At 61.3% G+C, this 16,840-nt stretch carries 16 protein-coding genes and 1 pseudogene; 10 read left to right on the top strand and 7 right to left on the bottom strand.

Annotation, left to right across the window (positions count from 1 at the left end):
* Positions 1-55: 55 nt before the first annotated feature.
* Both J3O30_RS11515 and J3O30_RS11510 read left to right on the top strand, forming a co-directional pair.
* Complete coding sequence (locus tag J3O30_RS11515) at positions 56-358, top strand: hypothetical protein (RefSeq protein WP_207584312.1); 303 nt, start codon at positions 56-58, stop codon at positions 356-358.
* Positions 359-496: 138 nt separating this feature from the next.
* The gene (locus J3O30_RS11510) at positions 497-685 is read left to right on the top strand and encodes a hypothetical protein (protein ID WP_207580484.1); all 189 of its coding nucleotides are present in this window, start codon (positions 497-499) and stop codon (positions 683-685) included.
* A 50-nt stretch (positions 686-735) separates the two neighbouring features.
* Here the strand turns inward: J3O30_RS11510 and J3O30_RS11505 are convergent, their stop codons facing one another.
* Entirely contained in the window at positions 736-3,108 is a 2,373-nt protein-coding gene (locus tag J3O30_RS11505; protein ID WP_207580483.1) for an alpha-amylase family glycosyl hydrolase, read from the bottom strand.
* A 259-nt stretch (positions 3,109-3,367) separates the two neighbouring features.
* Between J3O30_RS11505 and J3O30_RS11500 the strand changes: the two genes are divergently transcribed.
* The 6 genes from J3O30_RS11500 (at position 3,368) to J3O30_RS11475 (ending at position 8,837) form a co-directional block, all read left to right on the top strand.
* Positions 3,368-5,494 (top strand): calcium-binding protein, encoded by a 2,127-nt coding sequence (locus J3O30_RS11500; RefSeq protein ID WP_207580482.1) that lies wholly within the window; start codon positions 3,368-3,370, stop codon positions 5,492-5,494.
* Between the two features lie 125 nt (positions 5,495-5,619).
* The gene (locus tag J3O30_RS11495; protein ID WP_207580481.1) at positions 5,620-5,919 is read left to right on the top strand and encodes a hypothetical protein; all 300 of its coding nucleotides are present in this window, start codon (positions 5,620-5,622) and stop codon (positions 5,917-5,919) included.
* Positions 5,920-5,965: 46 nt separating this feature from the next.
* On the top strand, positions 5,966-6,472 hold the full coding sequence (locus J3O30_RS11490; protein ID WP_207580480.1) for a helix-turn-helix domain-containing protein: 507 nt from the start codon (positions 5,966-5,968) through the stop codon (positions 6,470-6,472).
* A gap of 13 nt (positions 6,473-6,485) precedes the next feature.
* Positions 6,486-7,751, top strand: coding sequence for a beta-ketoacyl-ACP synthase II (gene fabF / locus J3O30_RS11485; protein WP_207580479.1), 1,266 nt, complete (start codon positions 6,486-6,488; stop codon positions 7,749-7,751).
* Positions 7,752-7,830: 79 nt separating this feature from the next.
* Positions 7,831-8,259, top strand: coding sequence for a DUF4864 domain-containing protein (locus J3O30_RS11480; RefSeq protein WP_207580478.1), 429 nt, complete (start codon positions 7,831-7,833; stop codon positions 8,257-8,259).
* A gap of 194 nt (positions 8,260-8,453) precedes the next feature.
* On the top strand, positions 8,454-8,837 hold the full coding sequence (locus tag J3O30_RS11475; protein ID WP_207580477.1) for a hypothetical protein: 384 nt from the start codon (positions 8,454-8,456) through the stop codon (positions 8,835-8,837).
* 31 nt (positions 8,838-8,868) lie between these two features.
* Here the strand turns inward: J3O30_RS11475 and tgt are convergent, their stop codons facing one another.
* The 5 genes from tgt to coaD form a co-directional block, all read right to left on the bottom strand.
* Positions 8,869-9,999: a tRNA guanosine(34) transglycosylase Tgt gene (gene tgt / locus J3O30_RS11470; protein WP_207580476.1), complete on the bottom strand. Its 1,131-nt coding sequence runs from the start codon at positions 9,997-9,999 to the stop codon at positions 8,869-8,871.
* Complete coding sequence (gene queA, locus J3O30_RS11465; protein WP_207580475.1) at positions 9,996-11,099, bottom strand: tRNA preQ1(34) S-adenosylmethionine ribosyltransferase-isomerase QueA; 1,104 nt, start codon at positions 11,097-11,099, stop codon at positions 9,996-9,998. The genes tgt and queA overlap by 4 nt, the downstream gene beginning before the upstream one ends.
* 71 nt (positions 11,100-11,170) lie before the next feature.
* Positions 11,171-11,680 (bottom strand): peptidylprolyl isomerase, encoded by a 510-nt coding sequence (locus J3O30_RS11460; RefSeq protein ID WP_007628975.1) that lies wholly within the window; start codon positions 11,678-11,680, stop codon positions 11,171-11,173.
* A gap of 28 nt (positions 11,681-11,708) precedes the next feature.
* Positions 11,709-12,281 carry a peptidylprolyl isomerase gene (locus tag J3O30_RS11455; RefSeq protein ID WP_207580474.1) on the bottom strand — a complete coding sequence of 191 codons (573 nt, stop codon included), beginning with the start codon at positions 12,279-12,281 and terminating at the stop codon, positions 11,709-11,711.
* A gap of 74 nt (positions 12,282-12,355) precedes the next feature.
* Positions 12,356-12,850, bottom strand: a complete 495-nt coding sequence (coaD, locus tag J3O30_RS11450; protein WP_207584232.1) for a pantetheine-phosphate adenylyltransferase — start codon at positions 12,848-12,850, stop codon at positions 12,356-12,358.
* Positions 12,851-12,940: 90 nt separating this feature from the next.
* On the opposite strand from coaD, the pseudogene J3O30_RS11445 reads away from it, so the two are divergent.
* Positions 12,941-13,229 (top strand): annotated as a pseudogene (locus tag J3O30_RS11445) (hypothetical protein).
* 130 nt (positions 13,230-13,359) lie between these two features.
* On the top strand, positions 13,360-13,515 hold the full coding sequence (locus J3O30_RS11440) for a hypothetical protein (protein WP_003586478.1): 156 nt from the start codon (positions 13,360-13,362) through the stop codon (positions 13,513-13,515).
* 339 nt (positions 13,516-13,854) lie between these two features.
* Here J3O30_RS11440 and gyrA read toward each other — a convergent pair whose 3' ends face one another.
* Positions 13,855-16,674, bottom strand: a complete 2,820-nt coding sequence (gyrA, locus tag J3O30_RS11435) for a DNA gyrase subunit A (RefSeq protein WP_207584231.1) — start codon at positions 16,672-16,674, stop codon at positions 13,855-13,857.
* Positions 16,675-16,840: the final 166 nt, after the last annotated feature.

Raw genomic sequence — 16,840 nt, 5'->3', positions numbered from 1 at the left:
GCTGGAACAAAGAATGGCGGATGCGCGTTCATTGACGTCCAAAAGGTCCGCGTCCATGTCGAAGTCAACACTGTCGCCGCAAGAAAAACATTCGTTCTCCAACATTCCCGCAGACCAGAAGCTCGCCTTGATATCGCGATATTCGCAGGCGTTGCGCAAGCTCGCCAGATCGGCCGAAGCGGTCGGACGGGGTGATATGTTGCCGATGCTGTTTCAGGTGGCCGATGGGCTAGACAAAATGGCACCCGAGATTGCCGAGACCGAGGCGGGGCTCGAGGTGATGGCGCGCACGGCGCGGCTGATCCGGACGGGCGAGGACATGCTGCTGCCGAGGTCCTCGTCATCAGTCGCCCATTGAACGTCATCCAGCGAGAACGACCCGACTAAAGGCAGCACCGACCCCGGCCCTTATGGTTAATTTATTAATAATTCAGAGTTTATAAAGGGAACGAAGCGGCCTTTCCGAGTGTTGGTGGTGCGCCGTAGAGGAACCTCGATGATCCTGAAAATCCTTGCCCCCCAAATCGACACCGATTGCCATGACACCGGCACCTATGCCGATGGCATCTTTGCTGAAAACCGGATCGATCTGCCCGCTCGTCGCGACGGCCGCCGCCGGTCGCAGCATGAGCGCGACTACGGTGCCGGCAGAAACCTGGAAAACCTGCCGGTCGGGTTTGCCTGAGGGCAGCCCCCCATTACCTGCTGCCTTGGAAAAGCGTGACGCGCGACGCGTCACAGCCTGCGAAAGACCAGGACGCCCGACGCAGGCAGCACGGCGTCGAGCGCTCCGGCCGCGGCTCTGATCTTTCCACCGCCGTTGCCGACATTCCAGCCGCCATATGTCTGAGCATCGGTATTGAAGATTTCCTCCCAAAGGTCATCTCCCAGACGCTCGCTACGCAGCCGGTAGCCGTGCTCGAAGGTAGCATCGTTCAGCGACCCCACCACCAGGAAATCCTCGCCGTCGTTCCATCGATGAAACGCGATCACCCGATGCGCGTCATGCACGTAGGGAACGGCGATGTTGCGAGAACGAATGGCTGCCTCTCGGATGCTGAGGGTGATGAGATCGCGATAACAGCTGATCATCCCTGCCCCGTTGCCCGCAGCCTCGCCGAGGATATTCTCCCGGTTCTTCAGGAAATCATTGTAGCGGTAGGGCTTCTGGGCGCCGATTTCCTCGCCCATGAAAAACATCGGCGTGCCTGCCGATAGCAGCGTCATCGCTGCCGCGAACCTGGATCTCGCCTCCGCCCAAGCCCTGGTCTCGCCGACGATCGGTGCGAAATTGACCGCGATGACTGCGGTTCTTGCCGACCCCTCGCGATTGCCGCAATCGTCGTGCGACTGGTTGTAGACCACCTTGGATCGCGCGCTCGCCTGCAATGCGCCGGCAAGAGACGACATGGTCAGCGCCCGCTTATCGCCAAAACCGGCATTCTTCAAAAGCTGCGCCTGAGCGCCGCCGTGATATTCGACGAGGTTGTGATGAAAATCGCCGTACCAGGTCGCGTCGAAGCCGAGCCCGTCGCCGGTCAGGCTCGGCTCCGTCATCGCCGACCAGTCCGAATAATCCTCGGCCGTCAGGAAAACCTCGGGCTTGATCAGCCGCATCGTGCGGCTCCACTGCTTCAGGAATTTGGCGCCGAAGGCTGCCGCCCGATCGGCGCGCCGGCCATCGGCATGCAGCACCGGATATTGATGGATCGAACTGGTCTGATCGAGCCGGAAACCATCGATATGGCAGACGGAGACGAGAAATGCCGCGCTGGAGATGAAAAGCTGGCGCACGGCCTCCTCATCGAAGGCAGGCGCCCATCCCGTCGAGATGTTGTCGATATAGCCGCCCGTCGGATCGGCGTAATCGCCGGGGCGTCCCTCGTACCAATAGTAGATATTGCGGGTGGGGTCGTTGGAATCATAGGCCCATTGCGCCCGCTCGCCATCCGGATCGAAGTGGTTGTAACAAACGTCCAGAATGACGGCGATGCCCTGCTGGTGGCAGGCCTTAACGAATAACTTCAGCCGGTCGGTGCCGCCGGCCCCCTGATCGGCGGCAAAGAAATGCGACGTGCCGTAACCCCAGTTGGCCCGCGTCTCGAATTCGGCGATCGGCAGCAGTTCCACGGCGTTGACGCCCAGCGCGGAAAGATGCGCGACGAAGGCGATCGCATCATCCAGCGTTCCCGGCGCTGGCTTGCCGAAACCGAGCGCGCCGACATGCAATTCATAGATCACCAGATCCTCGAGCCGCTCAGGAAGTTTGCGGCCGGCCACGAATTCGTCAGCCCAGAACGTCTCGGCGGCAAGCTCCTGCCCGGACGGCAGCGTCACCCGCTTCGGGTCGCAGACGACCGAGCAGCTCTGCGGTCCGTCCAAACCAGCCGGCGATCCGTGATAGGCCGCGCCATCCGGATCGAAATCTCCCGCACCGATCTGCATCAGCGACCAGATGTCGGTCCGGTAGGCGAGCGATCCATCATCCTTGGTGACGCGATACATATACGGCGTGCCGACCATGCCGTCGAAATCGGTAAGGCGGCCATCGTCGCCGGTTTCAACCGACCAGATCCCCTCACCGGTCCTTCGCATGCCGATGGTCCCGAGCGCTCCGGTGCCGTCGTCGGCGACGTAGCCGATGGCGGGATCAGCGAGGACGAGCGAGACCTCCCGAGCGTTCGGCGCCCAGACCGAGAAGCGAATGCCGGCGACACCGTCACGCCTCTCAACCCGGTTCGCCCCCAGACGGCCGATCCATGTCAGGTGATAGGTCTGCGGCGCCATCTCCTGGTGGAGATCGAAGGAACGTTCGCGACCCGACGAGGCCTCGTCGTCCAATTCGGCGGTGATTGCCCATAGATCCGGTATGCCCGGCCGATCGAGCTCGATGCCCCATCGAAAATTCGTGCCGATCTCGGCATCGGGAAAGGAAATCCCGGCGACAAAGACATCATATCCATCCTCGTCACGCGAGCCCTGCACAGGAACCGATGTCCAATCATTCGCGGGGCGGCCATGCTCGTCCCAACTGCCGCGGAGACGGACATTGTCAAACGCCATCGACGGCAGGCCGCTGCGAAACCGGAATTGCACATTGACGGTCATCGGATCCTCCAGAGGTATCGGATTTCGCCGGACTCCGCTTATGCGGCTGTCTCACTTGAGCAGTGATCGGCAGGCTGAATGCAAAATGCAAGCACCGATTCGGCATTCAAGGCGATCCAGCACGAGCCACATTCAAGACAATATATCATGGTTAACGGGCAATACTGCACGGCCCCTCCTCGTGTATTAAATCGAATCGGCAGCAGAAATGGGGATATATTCCCATCGCCGATTCCCTCTAAAACTGGGAGAAAAACTTATGGCTCAAGCCGTTAGAATAAACGATATTATTCAATCCTTTGGAATTGATACGCATATCGACTACACCGACGGAAAATATTCCAATGTCGGAGAAGTTGTCAAAGCTTTAGACTATCTTGGCCTTGATGCGGTCCGCGATCACGCCCCCAACTCCGCTTCCGATCCTAACGGTCAAACCCATCTCGGCGATGCTGCCGAAGCCGGCGTGCAGTTCGTCTTCAGCGCCCAGCGGGAAGTGGACCCCACCACGCTCGCCCAGCGGCTGCATACTTTCGTGCAGGCCCATCCGGGGTTGGTCGTCGGCATCGAGGGGCCGAACGAAGTCAATAACTGGCCGGTCAGCTATCACGGTCTTAGCGGCCAGGCAGCCGCGGTCGCCTATCAAAAGGACCTGTCTGCCGCCGTCAACGCCGATCCCTTGCTGAAAAACATCCCGGTTCTCGGCTTTACCGGATATACGGTCGCATCCGCCTCCGACTACACGACGATCCATACCTATGCGAAGGATGGCGACCAGCCATTCTCGTGGCTTTCCCGCGAAGCCGGCGTTCAGCGCGCTGCCGATCCGGGCAAGCCGCTGGCAATCACCGAGACCGGTTACCACACCTCCCTCACCGCCGACACCAATGGCGGCTGGGAACGCGTCAGTGAAGCGACGCAGGCAAAGCTGGTGCTCAACACGCTGATGGACGGCGCAGCACTCGGATCGAAGCAGACATTCATCTACGAGCTGCTGGACGCCTATTCCGATCCGCAGGGCGCCAACCAGGAGAAGCATTTCGGGCTTTTTCATCTCGACTATTCAGCCAAGCCGGCGGCAACGGCGATCCACAATCTCACTGAAATACTGGCGGACGACGGCGCGGCAAAGGCGAGCTTCAGCGCAGGGGCCCTCAATTATTCGATCGACGGCATGCCGTCTTCGGCCCACAGCTTGCTCACCGAAAAATCGGACGGCAGCTACCAGATCATTATCTGGAACGAGCCCGACATCTGGAACCAGTCCACCGACACGGCCATTCAGGCCGCGACGACGGGCGTCAAGGTCAATCTCGGGGCCTCGTTCGGCTCCGTGAAGGTTTTCGACCCGGTGAGCGGGACGACGGCGATCAAAAGCCTCAGCAATGTGTCGTCGCTGACAGTGGATGTCGTCGACCATCCGGTTATCATCGACATCGGCGGCGGCAGCGCCAGCACGCCGCCAACGGCCGCCAGCCATATCTATGGCGGCAGGGGCAACGACATATTCACCGTGAGCAGCCCCACTCAAATCGTCGACGAAAGCCGAGGCGGCGGAACCGATACGGTCATGTCGTCGATCAGCTTCAGCCTCAAGGATACGACGCATACGATCGGCAACGTCGAGAACCTGACGCTGACCGGCACCGCCAATCTGAACGGCACCGGCAATGGCCTGGCAAACGCTCTCGTCGGCAATTCCGGCAACAATATCCTTGATGGCAGCACTGGCGCCGACCATATGTCGGGCCATGCCGGCAACGATACTTATGTGGTCGACAATGCGGGCGATTTTGTCGATGAGACAGGGGCATCCGGCAAGGACACCGTCAAGGCTTCGACCTCCTTTAGCCTGGCCGATGTGAAGCACGCGGCCGGTACGATCGAGAATCTCGCCTTGACCGGAACGGCCAATCTCAGCGCGACAGGCAACAACACCGCCAACGTTCTCACCGGCAACGACGGCAGCAACACGATCAATGGCGGCAAAGGCGCCGACCAGATTACCGGCGGGCTCGGTAACGACAAGCTGATCGGCAAAGCCGGCGCAGACACGCTGACCGGCGGCGGTGGAGGCGATAGCTTCGTCTTCGATGTGAAGCCCGATAATGTCAGCGTTGACAAGATTACGGATTTCTCCTCCGCGGCGGGCGACAAGCTGCTGCTCGACCATTCGATTTTCGCCGCGCTCAGCCTATCTCGATTTTCGGATGAGAATTTCGTGCAGGGAACGAGAGCGCTCGAGGCGGATGACAAGCTGATCTACGATCAGGCCAGCGGCAGACTCTTCTATGACGCGGATGGAAGTGCGGCGGGTGCGGCAGTCCATGTTGCGGATCTCGACAATTCTGCGGCGCTTCACTTCAAAGATTTCGGGCTTGTCTGATGCGGCCGGCCAGTCGTCTTCTGACGGCGTGCGAGCGCACATGCGCGTTTCCGGGCACCCCTTGCCGGCGTGATATTCCCGGCCACATTCCTCCGTTGACGCAACTCGCAGCACCGGAGAAGCCTTTGCCCTGGATCGCCTATATCGCCCATTTCATCGCCGCGGCATTTCTGACAAACGGCATCCCGCATTTCGTCAACGGCGTCAGCGGCCGGCGTTTCCGCATTCCGTTCGGACCGCGGGCGCAGTTCAGCTCGCCGACGACGAATGTCGTCTGGGGCTGGGCGAATTTTCTCATTGCCTTCCTGCTGTTTGCCAATATCGGGCCACTCTATATCGGCACGCCGGGCGATACGATCTTCCTCGCGGCCGGCATGCTTGTCACCGGCCTCCTGCTCGCCCGGATTTTCGACGGCGACAGCTGATGTAGTAACTTGCATGATGATAGTTACTACTGTAGTGACGTGATCCATGCAGCGGACGAGCTTCAGCCAATTCAAATGCCCGGCGGCGCGCGCGCTCGACAGCGTCGGCGACTGGTGGAGCATCCTCATCCTGCGCGACGCCTTTCAGGGGCTGTCGCGCTTCGACGATTTCCAGAAGAGCCTCGGTGTGGCGCCGAACATCCTGACGCGGCGGCTGAAACACCTAACGGATCAGGGACTGTTCGAACGGCGGCTCTACCATCAGCGCCCTGCCCGCTACGAATACCGGCTGACGGACAAGGGCCGCGATTTCTTTCCGGTGCTGATGTCCCTATTTTCCTGGGGAAGCCGGCACATCCCAGAGGAAGACCTTGCCTATCTGCTTGGCGATGCCGCCTCCGGCAAAGCGCGCGAGACGCTGCTGGTCGACACACGGACCGGCGAACAAGTGACACCCGAAAACACCAGCCTGCTTGCAGGCCCCGCAGCCGATGACGAGGTGCACAAGCGGATCGCCCGCATGCGCGCCTGGTATCTCGGCATCGACGCATAAAGAGGAAAATATCATGGATCGCATCGTTGTCACCGGCATGGGACTTGTGTCACCACTCGGCACCGGCGTCGAGCTCGCCTGGAAGCGGCTTCTTGACGGCGGTTCGGGGCTGAGGGTGCTTTCGGACGGTGTCGTCGGCGAACTCCCGGCCAAGGTCGGCGGCATCGTTCCCGGCAGCGCCGAGGATGCAGAGAGCGGTTTCGATCCCGACCGTTACATCACCCCCAAGGACCAGAAGAAGATGGACCGCTTCATCCAGTTCGCCATGGCGGCGACGGAGGAAGCGGTGAAGCAGGCCGGCTGGATGCCGACCGACGAAGCGAAACGCGAACGCACCGCAACGATCATCGCCTCGGGCGTCGGCGGCTTCCCGGCGATCGCCGAAGCGGTGCGGATCGGCGAGACGCGCGGCGTGCGGCGGCTGTCCCCCTTCACCGTGCCCTCCTTCCTCGTAAACCTCGCTGCCGGCCAAGTCAGCATCCGCTACCGCTTCAAGGGGCCGCTCGGCGCTCCGGTGACGGCATGTGCGGCCAGCGTCCAGGCGATCGGCGATGCTGCGCGGCTGATCCGCTCCGGCGAAGCGGATGTGGCAATCTGCGGCGGTGCCGAGGCCTGTATCGACAAGGTAAGCCTCGGCGGCTTTGCCGCCGCTCGCGCGCTTTCCACCGGTTTCAACGACACCCCGGAGCTGGCGTCGCGGCCCTTCGACACGGCGCGTGACGGTTTCGTCATGGGCGAAGGCGCCGGCATCCTGGTCATCGAAACACTCGAACACGCGCTTGCCCGCGGCGCCACACCGCTCGCCGAACTCGTCGGTTACGGCACGGCGGCGGACGCCTACCACATGACCTCAGGCCCCGAAGACGGCGACGGCGCGCGCCGGGCGATGGAGGCAGCGCTCAAGCAGGCGAAGATCCCGGCTTCGGAGGTCAAGCACCTCAACGCGCATGCGACCTCGACACCGGTCGGTGACCGGGGCGAGATCGCGGCGATCGCCACGGTCTTCGGCCGCAATGGCGACATTGCCGTCAGTGCGACAAAATCGGCCACCGGCCATCTGCTCGGGGCCGCCGGCGGGCTGGAAGCGATCTTCACCATCCTGGCGCTGCGCGACCAAATCGCGCCGCCGACCCGCAACCTTGATGAGGCCGACCCTGATGCCGACGGCATCGATATCGTCGGCAAGACGGCGCGGCCGCTGGCAATGGACTATGCCATCACCAACGGTTTCGGCTTCGGCGGCGTGAATGCCAGCGCCCTCTTCCGGTGCTGGTCATAAAGTCCACTTTTCTTGCGCCAGAAATGGCCTACACTTCTGCTCTATCGGGTCTTTCCCCCGATAGAGCCGGAGATCTCCCATGCGCGCCTTCTTCGCAGTTCTTATTCTGTGTGCCGCGTTCATCCTCCCCGCTGTCTCGGCCCTTGCCGAAGATCCGATCGACACGACGCGAACGATGATCGAGGAACAGATCACAGCTTTCCTAAAGGACGATGCCGAAGCCGCCTATTCCTTCGCCGCTCCCGGCATCAGGGCGATGTATCCCGACAAGAACCTGTTCTTCGCCATGGTGAAAAAGAGCTACGAGCCGGTCTATCATCCCGGCAACTACGCCTTCGGCCGCAGCCGCTCGATCGACAACGGCGCGCTGATCTACCACGAGGTGCTGATTTCAGGCCGCGACGGCAAGGACTGGACGGCGATCTACCAGATGACTCGACAGCCCGACGGCAGCTACAGGATCAACGGCGTGCAGATCATGCCGGATGCCGACAGCAAGGGCATCTAAAGCATGTCGCGCAAAAGCGGGCAGCGGTTTTGCGATAACGACATGCGAGAAAATAAAGAGCTGGAGCGCGACAGCCGCACCTGAAAGATCGCGACGCGGTTTAGCGGATTAAGCATCCCTGCAGATTAAAGTTGTGTCCGGCGCTGCTGGAACGTACGGGCTCATGTGGTTCTGTCCCAGGGGTTGAAAACTCAATGCTCATTTCATTCAAGTGGTTGGTCACCGCCGCGGCGATCGGCTTTGCCGTCATGCCGGGTGTTGCGCAGGCGGAATCCTTTTCAAAGCTTGCACGGCGGGATTACGCCATCGGAAAACTCACCAAGGGGAAGTCCGGCGGCTACGGCTGGGTCGTCTCGAACGGCAGCAAGCGGTTCTTCTGCCGGCTGGATGTCAGCCTGGCTTATGTCAACAAGAAAGAGATGGTGAGCATCCTTGCAAGCGGACGGCTCATCAAGCTGAACCGCGCCGCGTTTGAGGCATCGATCGGTGGCCCTGATCCGTCCATACCGCAATGGAGCGATCTTCAGGCCGGCCGCGTCAAGCCGGCAGATGTCGGGAGCTGCACACCAGCTCCCTGATTAAAGGGCGTCGCATAGAGCGAGAGATAGATCAAACGGGTTGAAGATCGCCTCTTGCCCATTCTTCCTGCGTCTCCGCCATGAAATCGGCGAAGCGGCCTTCGGCGATCGCCTTGCGGATACCCTGCATCAATTCCTGGTAATAGGCGAGATTGTGCCAGGAGAGGAGCATGCCGCCGAGCGCCTCGTTGGCGCGGACGAGATGGTGCAGGTAGGCGCGCGAATAGTCGCGCGAGGCCGGGCAATTCGACTGTTCGTCGAGCGGGCGCATATCCTCGGCATGACGGGCATTGCGGATATTGACCTTGCCGCGGCGGGTAAAGGCCAGGCCATGGCGGCCGGAACGGGTCGGCATGACACAATCGAACATGTCGATGCCGCGAGCGACAGATTTCAGCATATCGTCCGGCGTGCCGACGCCCATGAGGTAACGCGGCTTCTCCAGAGGAAGCACGGGCAGCGTCGTTTCCAGCATCTGCAGCATGACGTCCTGCGGCTCGCCGACGGCAAGGCCGCCGATGGCATAGCCCTTGAGATCGAGCTGGCTCAGCGCCTCAGCCGAACGGATGCGCAGCGCCGGAATATCGCCGCCCTGGACGATGCCGAACATTGCCTTTCCAGGCTGTTCGCCGAAGGCGACCTGGCAGCGCTCGGCCCAGCGCAGCGACATTTCCATGGCGCGCTCGATCTCCTTCGGCTCGGCCGGCAGCGCCACACATTCGTCGAGTTGCATCTGGATATCGGAGCCGAGCAACCCCTGGATTTCAATCGAGCGTTCCGGCGACATATGATGCAGGCTGCCGTCGACATGCGATTTGAAGGTGACGCCCTGCTCATCAAGCTTACGCAGGCCGGACAGCGACATGACCTGGAAGCCGCCGGAATCCGTCAGGATCGGGTGCTCCCAGCGGATCAGCTTGTGCAGGCCGCCGAGGCGGGCGACGCGCTCGGCGCTGGGGCGCAGCATCAGGTGATAGGTATTGCCGAGGATGATGTCGGCGCCGGTTTCGCTCACCTGGTCGAGATACATCGCCTTGACGGTGCCGACGGTTCCCACAGGCATGAAGGCGGGCGTCCGGATCGTGCCGCGCGGCATGGAAATCTCGCCGAGGCGCGCGCCGGCATCGGTCTTGTCAAGTGTGAATTGGAAGTTTTCTGTCATTTGTCTTTCCGGAAAAGAAGGCTCGCGTCGCCGTAAGAGTAGAAGCGGTAGCCCGTCGCAATGGCGTGGTTGTAGGCCGCATGCATGGTCTTAAAGCCGGCAAAGGCCGAGACCAGCATGAACAGCGTCGAGCGCGGCAGGTGAAAATTGGTCATCAGCATGTCGACCGATTTGAAACGGTAGCCGGGCGTGATGAAAATGCCAGTGGCGCCGCTCCAGGCGCGGATCTCGCCGCTCTCTTCCGCAGCACTCTCGATCAGCCGCAGCGAGGTGGTGCCGACGCAGACGATACGCCCGCCTTTTGCCTTGACGGCGTTCAGCCGGGCGGCGGTCTCAGCGCTGACGGTGCCGCTTTCCAGATGCATCCGGTGATCGTCGGTATCGTCGGCCTTGACAGGCAGAAAGGTGCCGGCGCCGACATGCAGCGTAACGAAATGGCGTTCAATGCCAGCTTTGTCGAGCGTCTCGAACAGGCCGGGCGTGAAATGCAGGCCGGCGGTGGGCGCAGCGACGGCGCCCTCCTCGCGGGCATAGATCGTCTGGTAATCCGCGCGGTCGCGCTCGTCCTCGGGCCGCTTGGCGGCGATATAGGGCGGCAACGGAATGTGACCGACGGCGGCAATCGCCTCGTCGAGCGCCGGGCCGGAAAGATCAAATGCGAGCGTCACCTCGCCGGCCTCGCCCTTTTCCTCGACGGTGGCGTCGAGCGAGCCGAGCAAGCAGCTTTCGCCGCTATGGCCGAAGGCGATGCGGTCGCCCTCCTTGATGCGCTTGCCGGGCTTGGCAAAGGCCTTCCAACGGCTCGGGCCGACGCGCATGTGCAGTGTTGCCGACACCTGCTGGCCGCCGGCGCCGTCCCGATGGCGGATGCCCTCGAGCTGGGCCGGAATGACCTTGGTGTCGTTGAAGACCAGCGCATCGCCCGCCCGCAGGAAGGACGGCAGATCGCCGACGCGATGATCAGAAAGCACGCGTTCAGCATCAGGCACGCTTTCCGCGTGGGGATTGACGACGAGCAGGCGCGCGCTGTCGCGCGGTTCGGCGGGCCGCAATGCGATGCGTTCATCGGGCAGATCGAAATCGAAAAGGTCTACGCGCATAACGGTACTTTCAAAGCGAAACCCGCCCCCACGCGGTTAGGCGCAAGAGCGGGTTTCAGCAGAAATCACAATCAGACGTCGGCGGCAACCCGCATCGAGACGATCGAATCCGGATCGGAAACCGGCTCGCCGCGCTTGATCTTGTCGACGTTGTCCATGCCTTCGATGACCTGGCCCCAGACGGAATACTGCTTGTTCAGCCAGGGTGCATCGGTGAAGCAGATGAAGAACTGCGAATTGGCCGAGTTCGGGTTCTGCGAACGGGCCATCGAGCAGGTGCCGCGCGTATGGGTCGTCGCGGAGAATTCAGCCTTCAGATCCGGCTTGGAGGAGCCGCCCATGCCGGCGCGGCCGGGATTGAAGGTTTCCGAACCCTTCTTGCCAAATTCGACGTCGCCCGTCTGGGCCATGAAATCCTGGATGACGCGGTGGAAGACGACGCCGTCATAGGCCTTCTCGCGGGCGAGTTCCTTGATGCGGGCGACATGCTCCGGGGCGACCTGCGGCAAAAGCTGGATGACGATCTTGCCCTTGGTGGTTTCCAGAATGACGGTGTTTTCGGGATCCTTGATCTCGGCCATTGTCTTCTCCTCTTGTTTCTCTGGTAACTTACTTCTTGCCCAGGGTAACCTTGACCATCCGGTCGGGGCTTTTGACTTCGCCGTTCTGGCCTTCGCCGCGCTTGATCTTGTCGACATTCTCCATGCCGGAAACGACCTTGCCGACGACGGTGTACTGGCCGTTGAGGAAGGAGCCTTCGGCGAACATGATGAAGAACTGCGAATTGGCGGAATTCGGATCCTGCGAACGAGCCATGCCGACGGTGCCGCGCACGAACGGGGTCTTGGAGAACTCGGCCGGAATATCAGGCATATCGGAGGAGCCGGTGCCGGCGAGGCTCGCATCGAAACCCTTTTCCATGTTGCCGTATTTGACGTCGCCGGTCTGGGCCATGAAGCCGTCGATGACGCGATGGAAGGCGACGTTGTCGTATTCGCCCTTCTTGGCCAGCGCCTCGATCTGAGCGACATGCTTCGGCGCAACCTCAGGCATCAGCTGGATGACGACAGGGCCGTTCTTCAGCTGGATGGTGAGATAATGATCAGCCGACTGGGCGAACGCATCCCCCGCGAAGGAGGCGAGATACAGCACGCCGGCAAATGCGAGATAAAACAGTTTCATATGGGCTCCGTTGCGGCGGGTTCCGCCTGGTCTTTGCGCTTGCTAGTCTTTGCGTTTGTTGGTTTTGGCGCTTGCTATTCTGGGCGCTTGGATGTGAGGGCTTGCAAGACGGCGGCCGGCACGAAAGCGCTGACATCGCCGCCCATGGCGGCGATCTGGCGGACCAATGTGGCGGTAATGGGCCGCGAGGCCGTGCCCGCCGGCAAAAAGATGGTCTGGATATCGGGCGCCATCGTCCTGTTCATGCCGGCCATCTGCATTTCGTAATCAAGATCGGTGCCGTCGCGAAGACCGCGGATCAGAAGCGTGGCGCCATGGCTGCGGGCGGCATCGACAACCAGATTGTCGAAGGCGACGACGTCGATGTCGCCGGTCTTGCCGGGCAGCGCTTGCGCCAGGGAACGGCGGATCAGTTCGGCTCTCTCCTCGAAGGAAAAGAGCGGCGCCTTGCCGGGATGGATGCCGATCGCGACGATCACCTTTTCGGCGACGTTCAGCGCCTGGACCAGAACATCCACATGCCCATTGGTGATCGGGTCGAAGGACCCCGGATAAAAAGCTGTCGTCATCTGGCCCGACCGTTGGTTTGACGCCTTTTGTCACGGATGCCGCCTTGCCGCAAGTGATTTGGCCAATCGTCCCGGACGGTTGAACGGCGGATGAATGGCCCGTTCAAGGCGGTTTCAGACGGGATCTGCTTAACTCAAATCATCAAGACAGCCGATGCCATTCCGGCATCCGGCGCCCCCTCGAAAGACCAAGTCCATGCTGATCGTGCTCGTTGCACTTGCCGTCGTTTCCTCCCTCGCCGCCGAGCTGGCCTATGGCTATTTCGCCGATCGCTACGAGGTGAGCTGGGTGCGGCCGGCGCTTGCCGAGCATGCGGCGATCGTGCGCGCTCAAGGCCGGCTGCGCGAAAAACGACGTTCGAATCTGAACGCCAGATGAACGAGACATTCAAGGAGGCTTCAGATCGGCGTTGGTAAACACCCGTCAACATCCGGCGGAACCATTTTAAAACGGATGCGTTCATTCAACCGACACATAGATGCGATTATCGCGGCAGGAAGGACTAAAGATGCCCGGCAAGATTACGATGATTAACGTGCTCTGGATGGTAATGGTCACGGGCATGCTGACTGCAACTGTCGCTCTCTATGATCAGAAGATTGATACGTCCAAGGTTTATGGTCCCTATGCTTCGGCCCGGACGGCCGTACTGGGCCAGTACTGAGGGGCGGGAACGCAACTCCCCAGGAAAGGAATGCCTATGTTCACGATCTTGACAGTGCTCACGGCCCTTATCAGCGTCATGTTCATCGTGTCAGTAACCTCGACGATATCAGCGCTCCGGCGCGAAGGCGAAGAGGTAAAGGCGCTGAACGAAAAACATAGAGCGTTCTGACTTTCCTTTTTTACTTCCCTCTTCCCCACCTTGAGCGGCACCCTTCCGTCGCCTAAGGCCATTCAAAGCCGGATGCACCCAGCGTCCGGCTTTTTCTTTGGGCGTGGCTTTAAACCATTCCCCGGACTGAAAAGAAAAGGGCGGCTTGAAGCCGCCCCGTTCATCTGATCATTCCTCGGCGGGCCCCGGATCGCCATCGGCAATCGGCGCTTCGCCCGCAGCATCTTCGTCGGTAATAGCGGCGCCGTCGGCGACCTCGACGGCCTCCTCCGTCTCGTCCTCCTCCGGCTCGCTGATGCGCTCGACCGAAACGACCTTCTCGTCCTTGGCCGTCGAGAAGATGGTGACGCCCTTGGTGGCGCGGCTGGCGATGCGGATGCCGCCGACCGGCACGCGGATCAGCTGGCCGCCATCGGAAACCAGCATGATCTGGTCGCCGTCCTCGATGGGGAATGCCGCGACCAGTTCGCCGATCTCGCCGGTTTTCGACGTATCGGTGGCGCGAATGCCCTTGCCGCCGCGGCCGGAGATGCGGAAATCGTAGGACGACGAACGCTTGCCGAAGCCCTTTTCGGAGACGGTGAGAACGTACTGCTCAAGCTGTTTCAGCTCTTCGTAACGCTCGTCGCTCAGTTGTCCCTCCTCGGTGACTTCCTCGCCGACCAGCGCGATCTCCTCGGCCTCACCCGTCGTCAGACGCCGGTCGTTGGCGGCGCGCTTCAGGTAGGCGGCGCGCTCCCACGGCTCGGCATTGACATGGCGGACGATGGTCATCGAGATGATGCGGTCGCCGCCGGCAAGGCTGATGCCGCGCACGCCGATCGAGTTCCGGCCGGCGAAAACGCGGACGTCGTCGACGGAGAAGCGGATGCACTGGCCGAGCGCCGTCGTCAGCAGCACGTCGTCATTCTCGGTGCAGGTCTCGACGGAGAGGATTTCGTCGCCCTCCTCCTCGAGCTTCATGGCAATCTTGCCATTGCGGTTGACCTGGACGAAGTCCGACAGCTTGTTGCGGCGAACCGTGCCGCGCGTCGTCGAGAACATCACGTCGAGATTGTCCCAGCTCTCCTCGTCCTCGGGCAAGGGCAGGATGGTAGTGATGCGCTCGCCGGGTGCAAGCGGCAGCATATTGATCAGCGCCTTGCCGCGCGAGGTCGGCGTGCCGATCGGCAGGCGCCAGACCTTCTCCTTATAGACGATGCCGCGCGAGGAGAAGAACAGAACCGGCGTATGCGTATTGACTACAAATAGCCGGCTAACGAAATCCTGGTCGCGGGTGGTCATGCCGGAGCGGCCCTTGCCGCCGCGGCGCTGGGCACGATAGGTGGTCAGCGGCACGCGCTTGATATAGCCCAGATGCGAGACGGTGACGACCATGTCTTCACGAGCAATCAGATCCTCGTCGTCCATTTCGAGGCCGCCATCGATGATCTCGGTGCGGCGCGGCGTGCCGAATTCATTGCGGACAGCGAGGAGTTCGTCCTTGACGATGGTCTGGATGCGGACGCGCGAGGAGAGAATATCGAGGTAATCCTTGATCTCCTCACCGATTTTGTTGAGTTCGTCGCCGATTTCGTCGCGGCCAAGGGCCGTCAGGCGGGCAAGGCGCAGTTCGAGGATGGCGCGGGCCTGCTCTTCGGAGAGATTGTAGGTCAGGTCCTCGTTGATGCGATGGCGCGGATCGTCGATCAGACGGATCAGGCTTTCGACATCTTCGGCCGGCCAGCGGCGGGTCATCAATTCTTCGCGGGCCGACTGCGGATCGGGCGCCTGGCGGATGACGCGAATGACTTCGTCGATATTGGCGACGGCAATCGCGAGACCGACCAACACATGGGCGCGGTCGCGCGCTTTGCGCAGCAGGAATTTTGTTCTCCGGCTAACAACTTCTTCGCGGAAGGAGACGAAGGCGCGCAGCATGTCGAGAAGGGTCAGCTGTTCCGGCTTGCCGCCGTTCAGCGCCACCATGTTGCAGCCGAAGGACGTCTGCAGCGGCGTATAGCGATAAAGCTGATTGAGGATGACCTCGGCATTGGCGTCGCGCTTCAATTCGACGACGACGCGATAACCCTGGCGGTCGGATTCGTCGCGCAGGTCGGAGATGCCTTCGATGCGCTTGTCGCGCACCAGCTCGGCCATCTTTTCGATCATCGTCGCCTTGTTCACCTGGTAGGGAATCTCGGTGATGATGATCTGCTCGCGGTCACCGCGCATTGGCTCGATGGCGGCGACGCCGCGCATGATGACCGAGCCGCGGCCAGTCTCATAGGCGGAGCGAATGCCGGCACGGCCGAGGATCTTCGCACCCGTCGGGAAATCGGGGCCGGGAATGATCTGGATCAGATCCTGCAGCTCGATTGCCGGATCGTCGATCAGCGCGATGCAGCCGTCGATGACTTCGGAGAGATTATGCGGCGGGATGTTGGTCGCCATGCCGACGGCGATGCCGCCTGCGCCATTGACGAGCAGGTTCGGGAATTTGGCCGGCACCACAACCGGCTCGGAGAGCGTACCGTCATAGTTGTCGCGGAAATCGACGGTTTCCTTGTCGAGATCGTCGAGCAGCGAATGGGCAGCCTTTTCGAGGCGGCATTCGGTGTACCGTTCGGCCGCCGGCGGGTCACCATCAACCGAGCCGAAATTGCCTTGGCCGTCGATCAGCGGCAGACGCAGCGACCAGGGCTGCGCCATACGGGCGAGCGCATCATAGATCGCGGAATTGCCGTGCGGATGGAATTTACCCATCACGTCACCGGTGACGCGGGCGCATTTGACGTATTTCTTGTTCCAGTCGATGCCAAGCTCGGACATGCCGTAGAGGATGCGCCGGTGCACGGGCTTCAGGCCGTCGCGCACGTCGGGCAGCGCGCGGCTAACGATGACGCTCATGGCGTAATCGAGATACGACCGCTGCATTTCCTCCATGATGGAGATGGGCTCGATGCCTGGCGGGAGCTTCCCGCCGCCGGGGGGTGTTTGCTCAGTCAAAACAGATCACGATCTCTTCTAGAATCACTTGAAGATTTATAGCGGAAAGCCCGTTGCAGCGCCAATTTCACCGGGCGTTTTGAACAGGCTTTTGCGGCTTAAAGAGGGTAAAACATGCAAGTTGCGCGGCCGAACCGGACAAATCCGCCGCGGGCCGCCGCGGGAT

It is taken from the genome of Rhizobium sp. NZLR1, assembly GCF_017357385.1.
Taxonomy (GTDB): domain Bacteria; phylum Pseudomonadota; class Alphaproteobacteria; order Rhizobiales; family Rhizobiaceae; genus Rhizobium.
The sequence above is the reverse complement of the archived record's forward strand: the minus strand, read 5'-3'. Positions and strand labels throughout refer to the sequence as shown.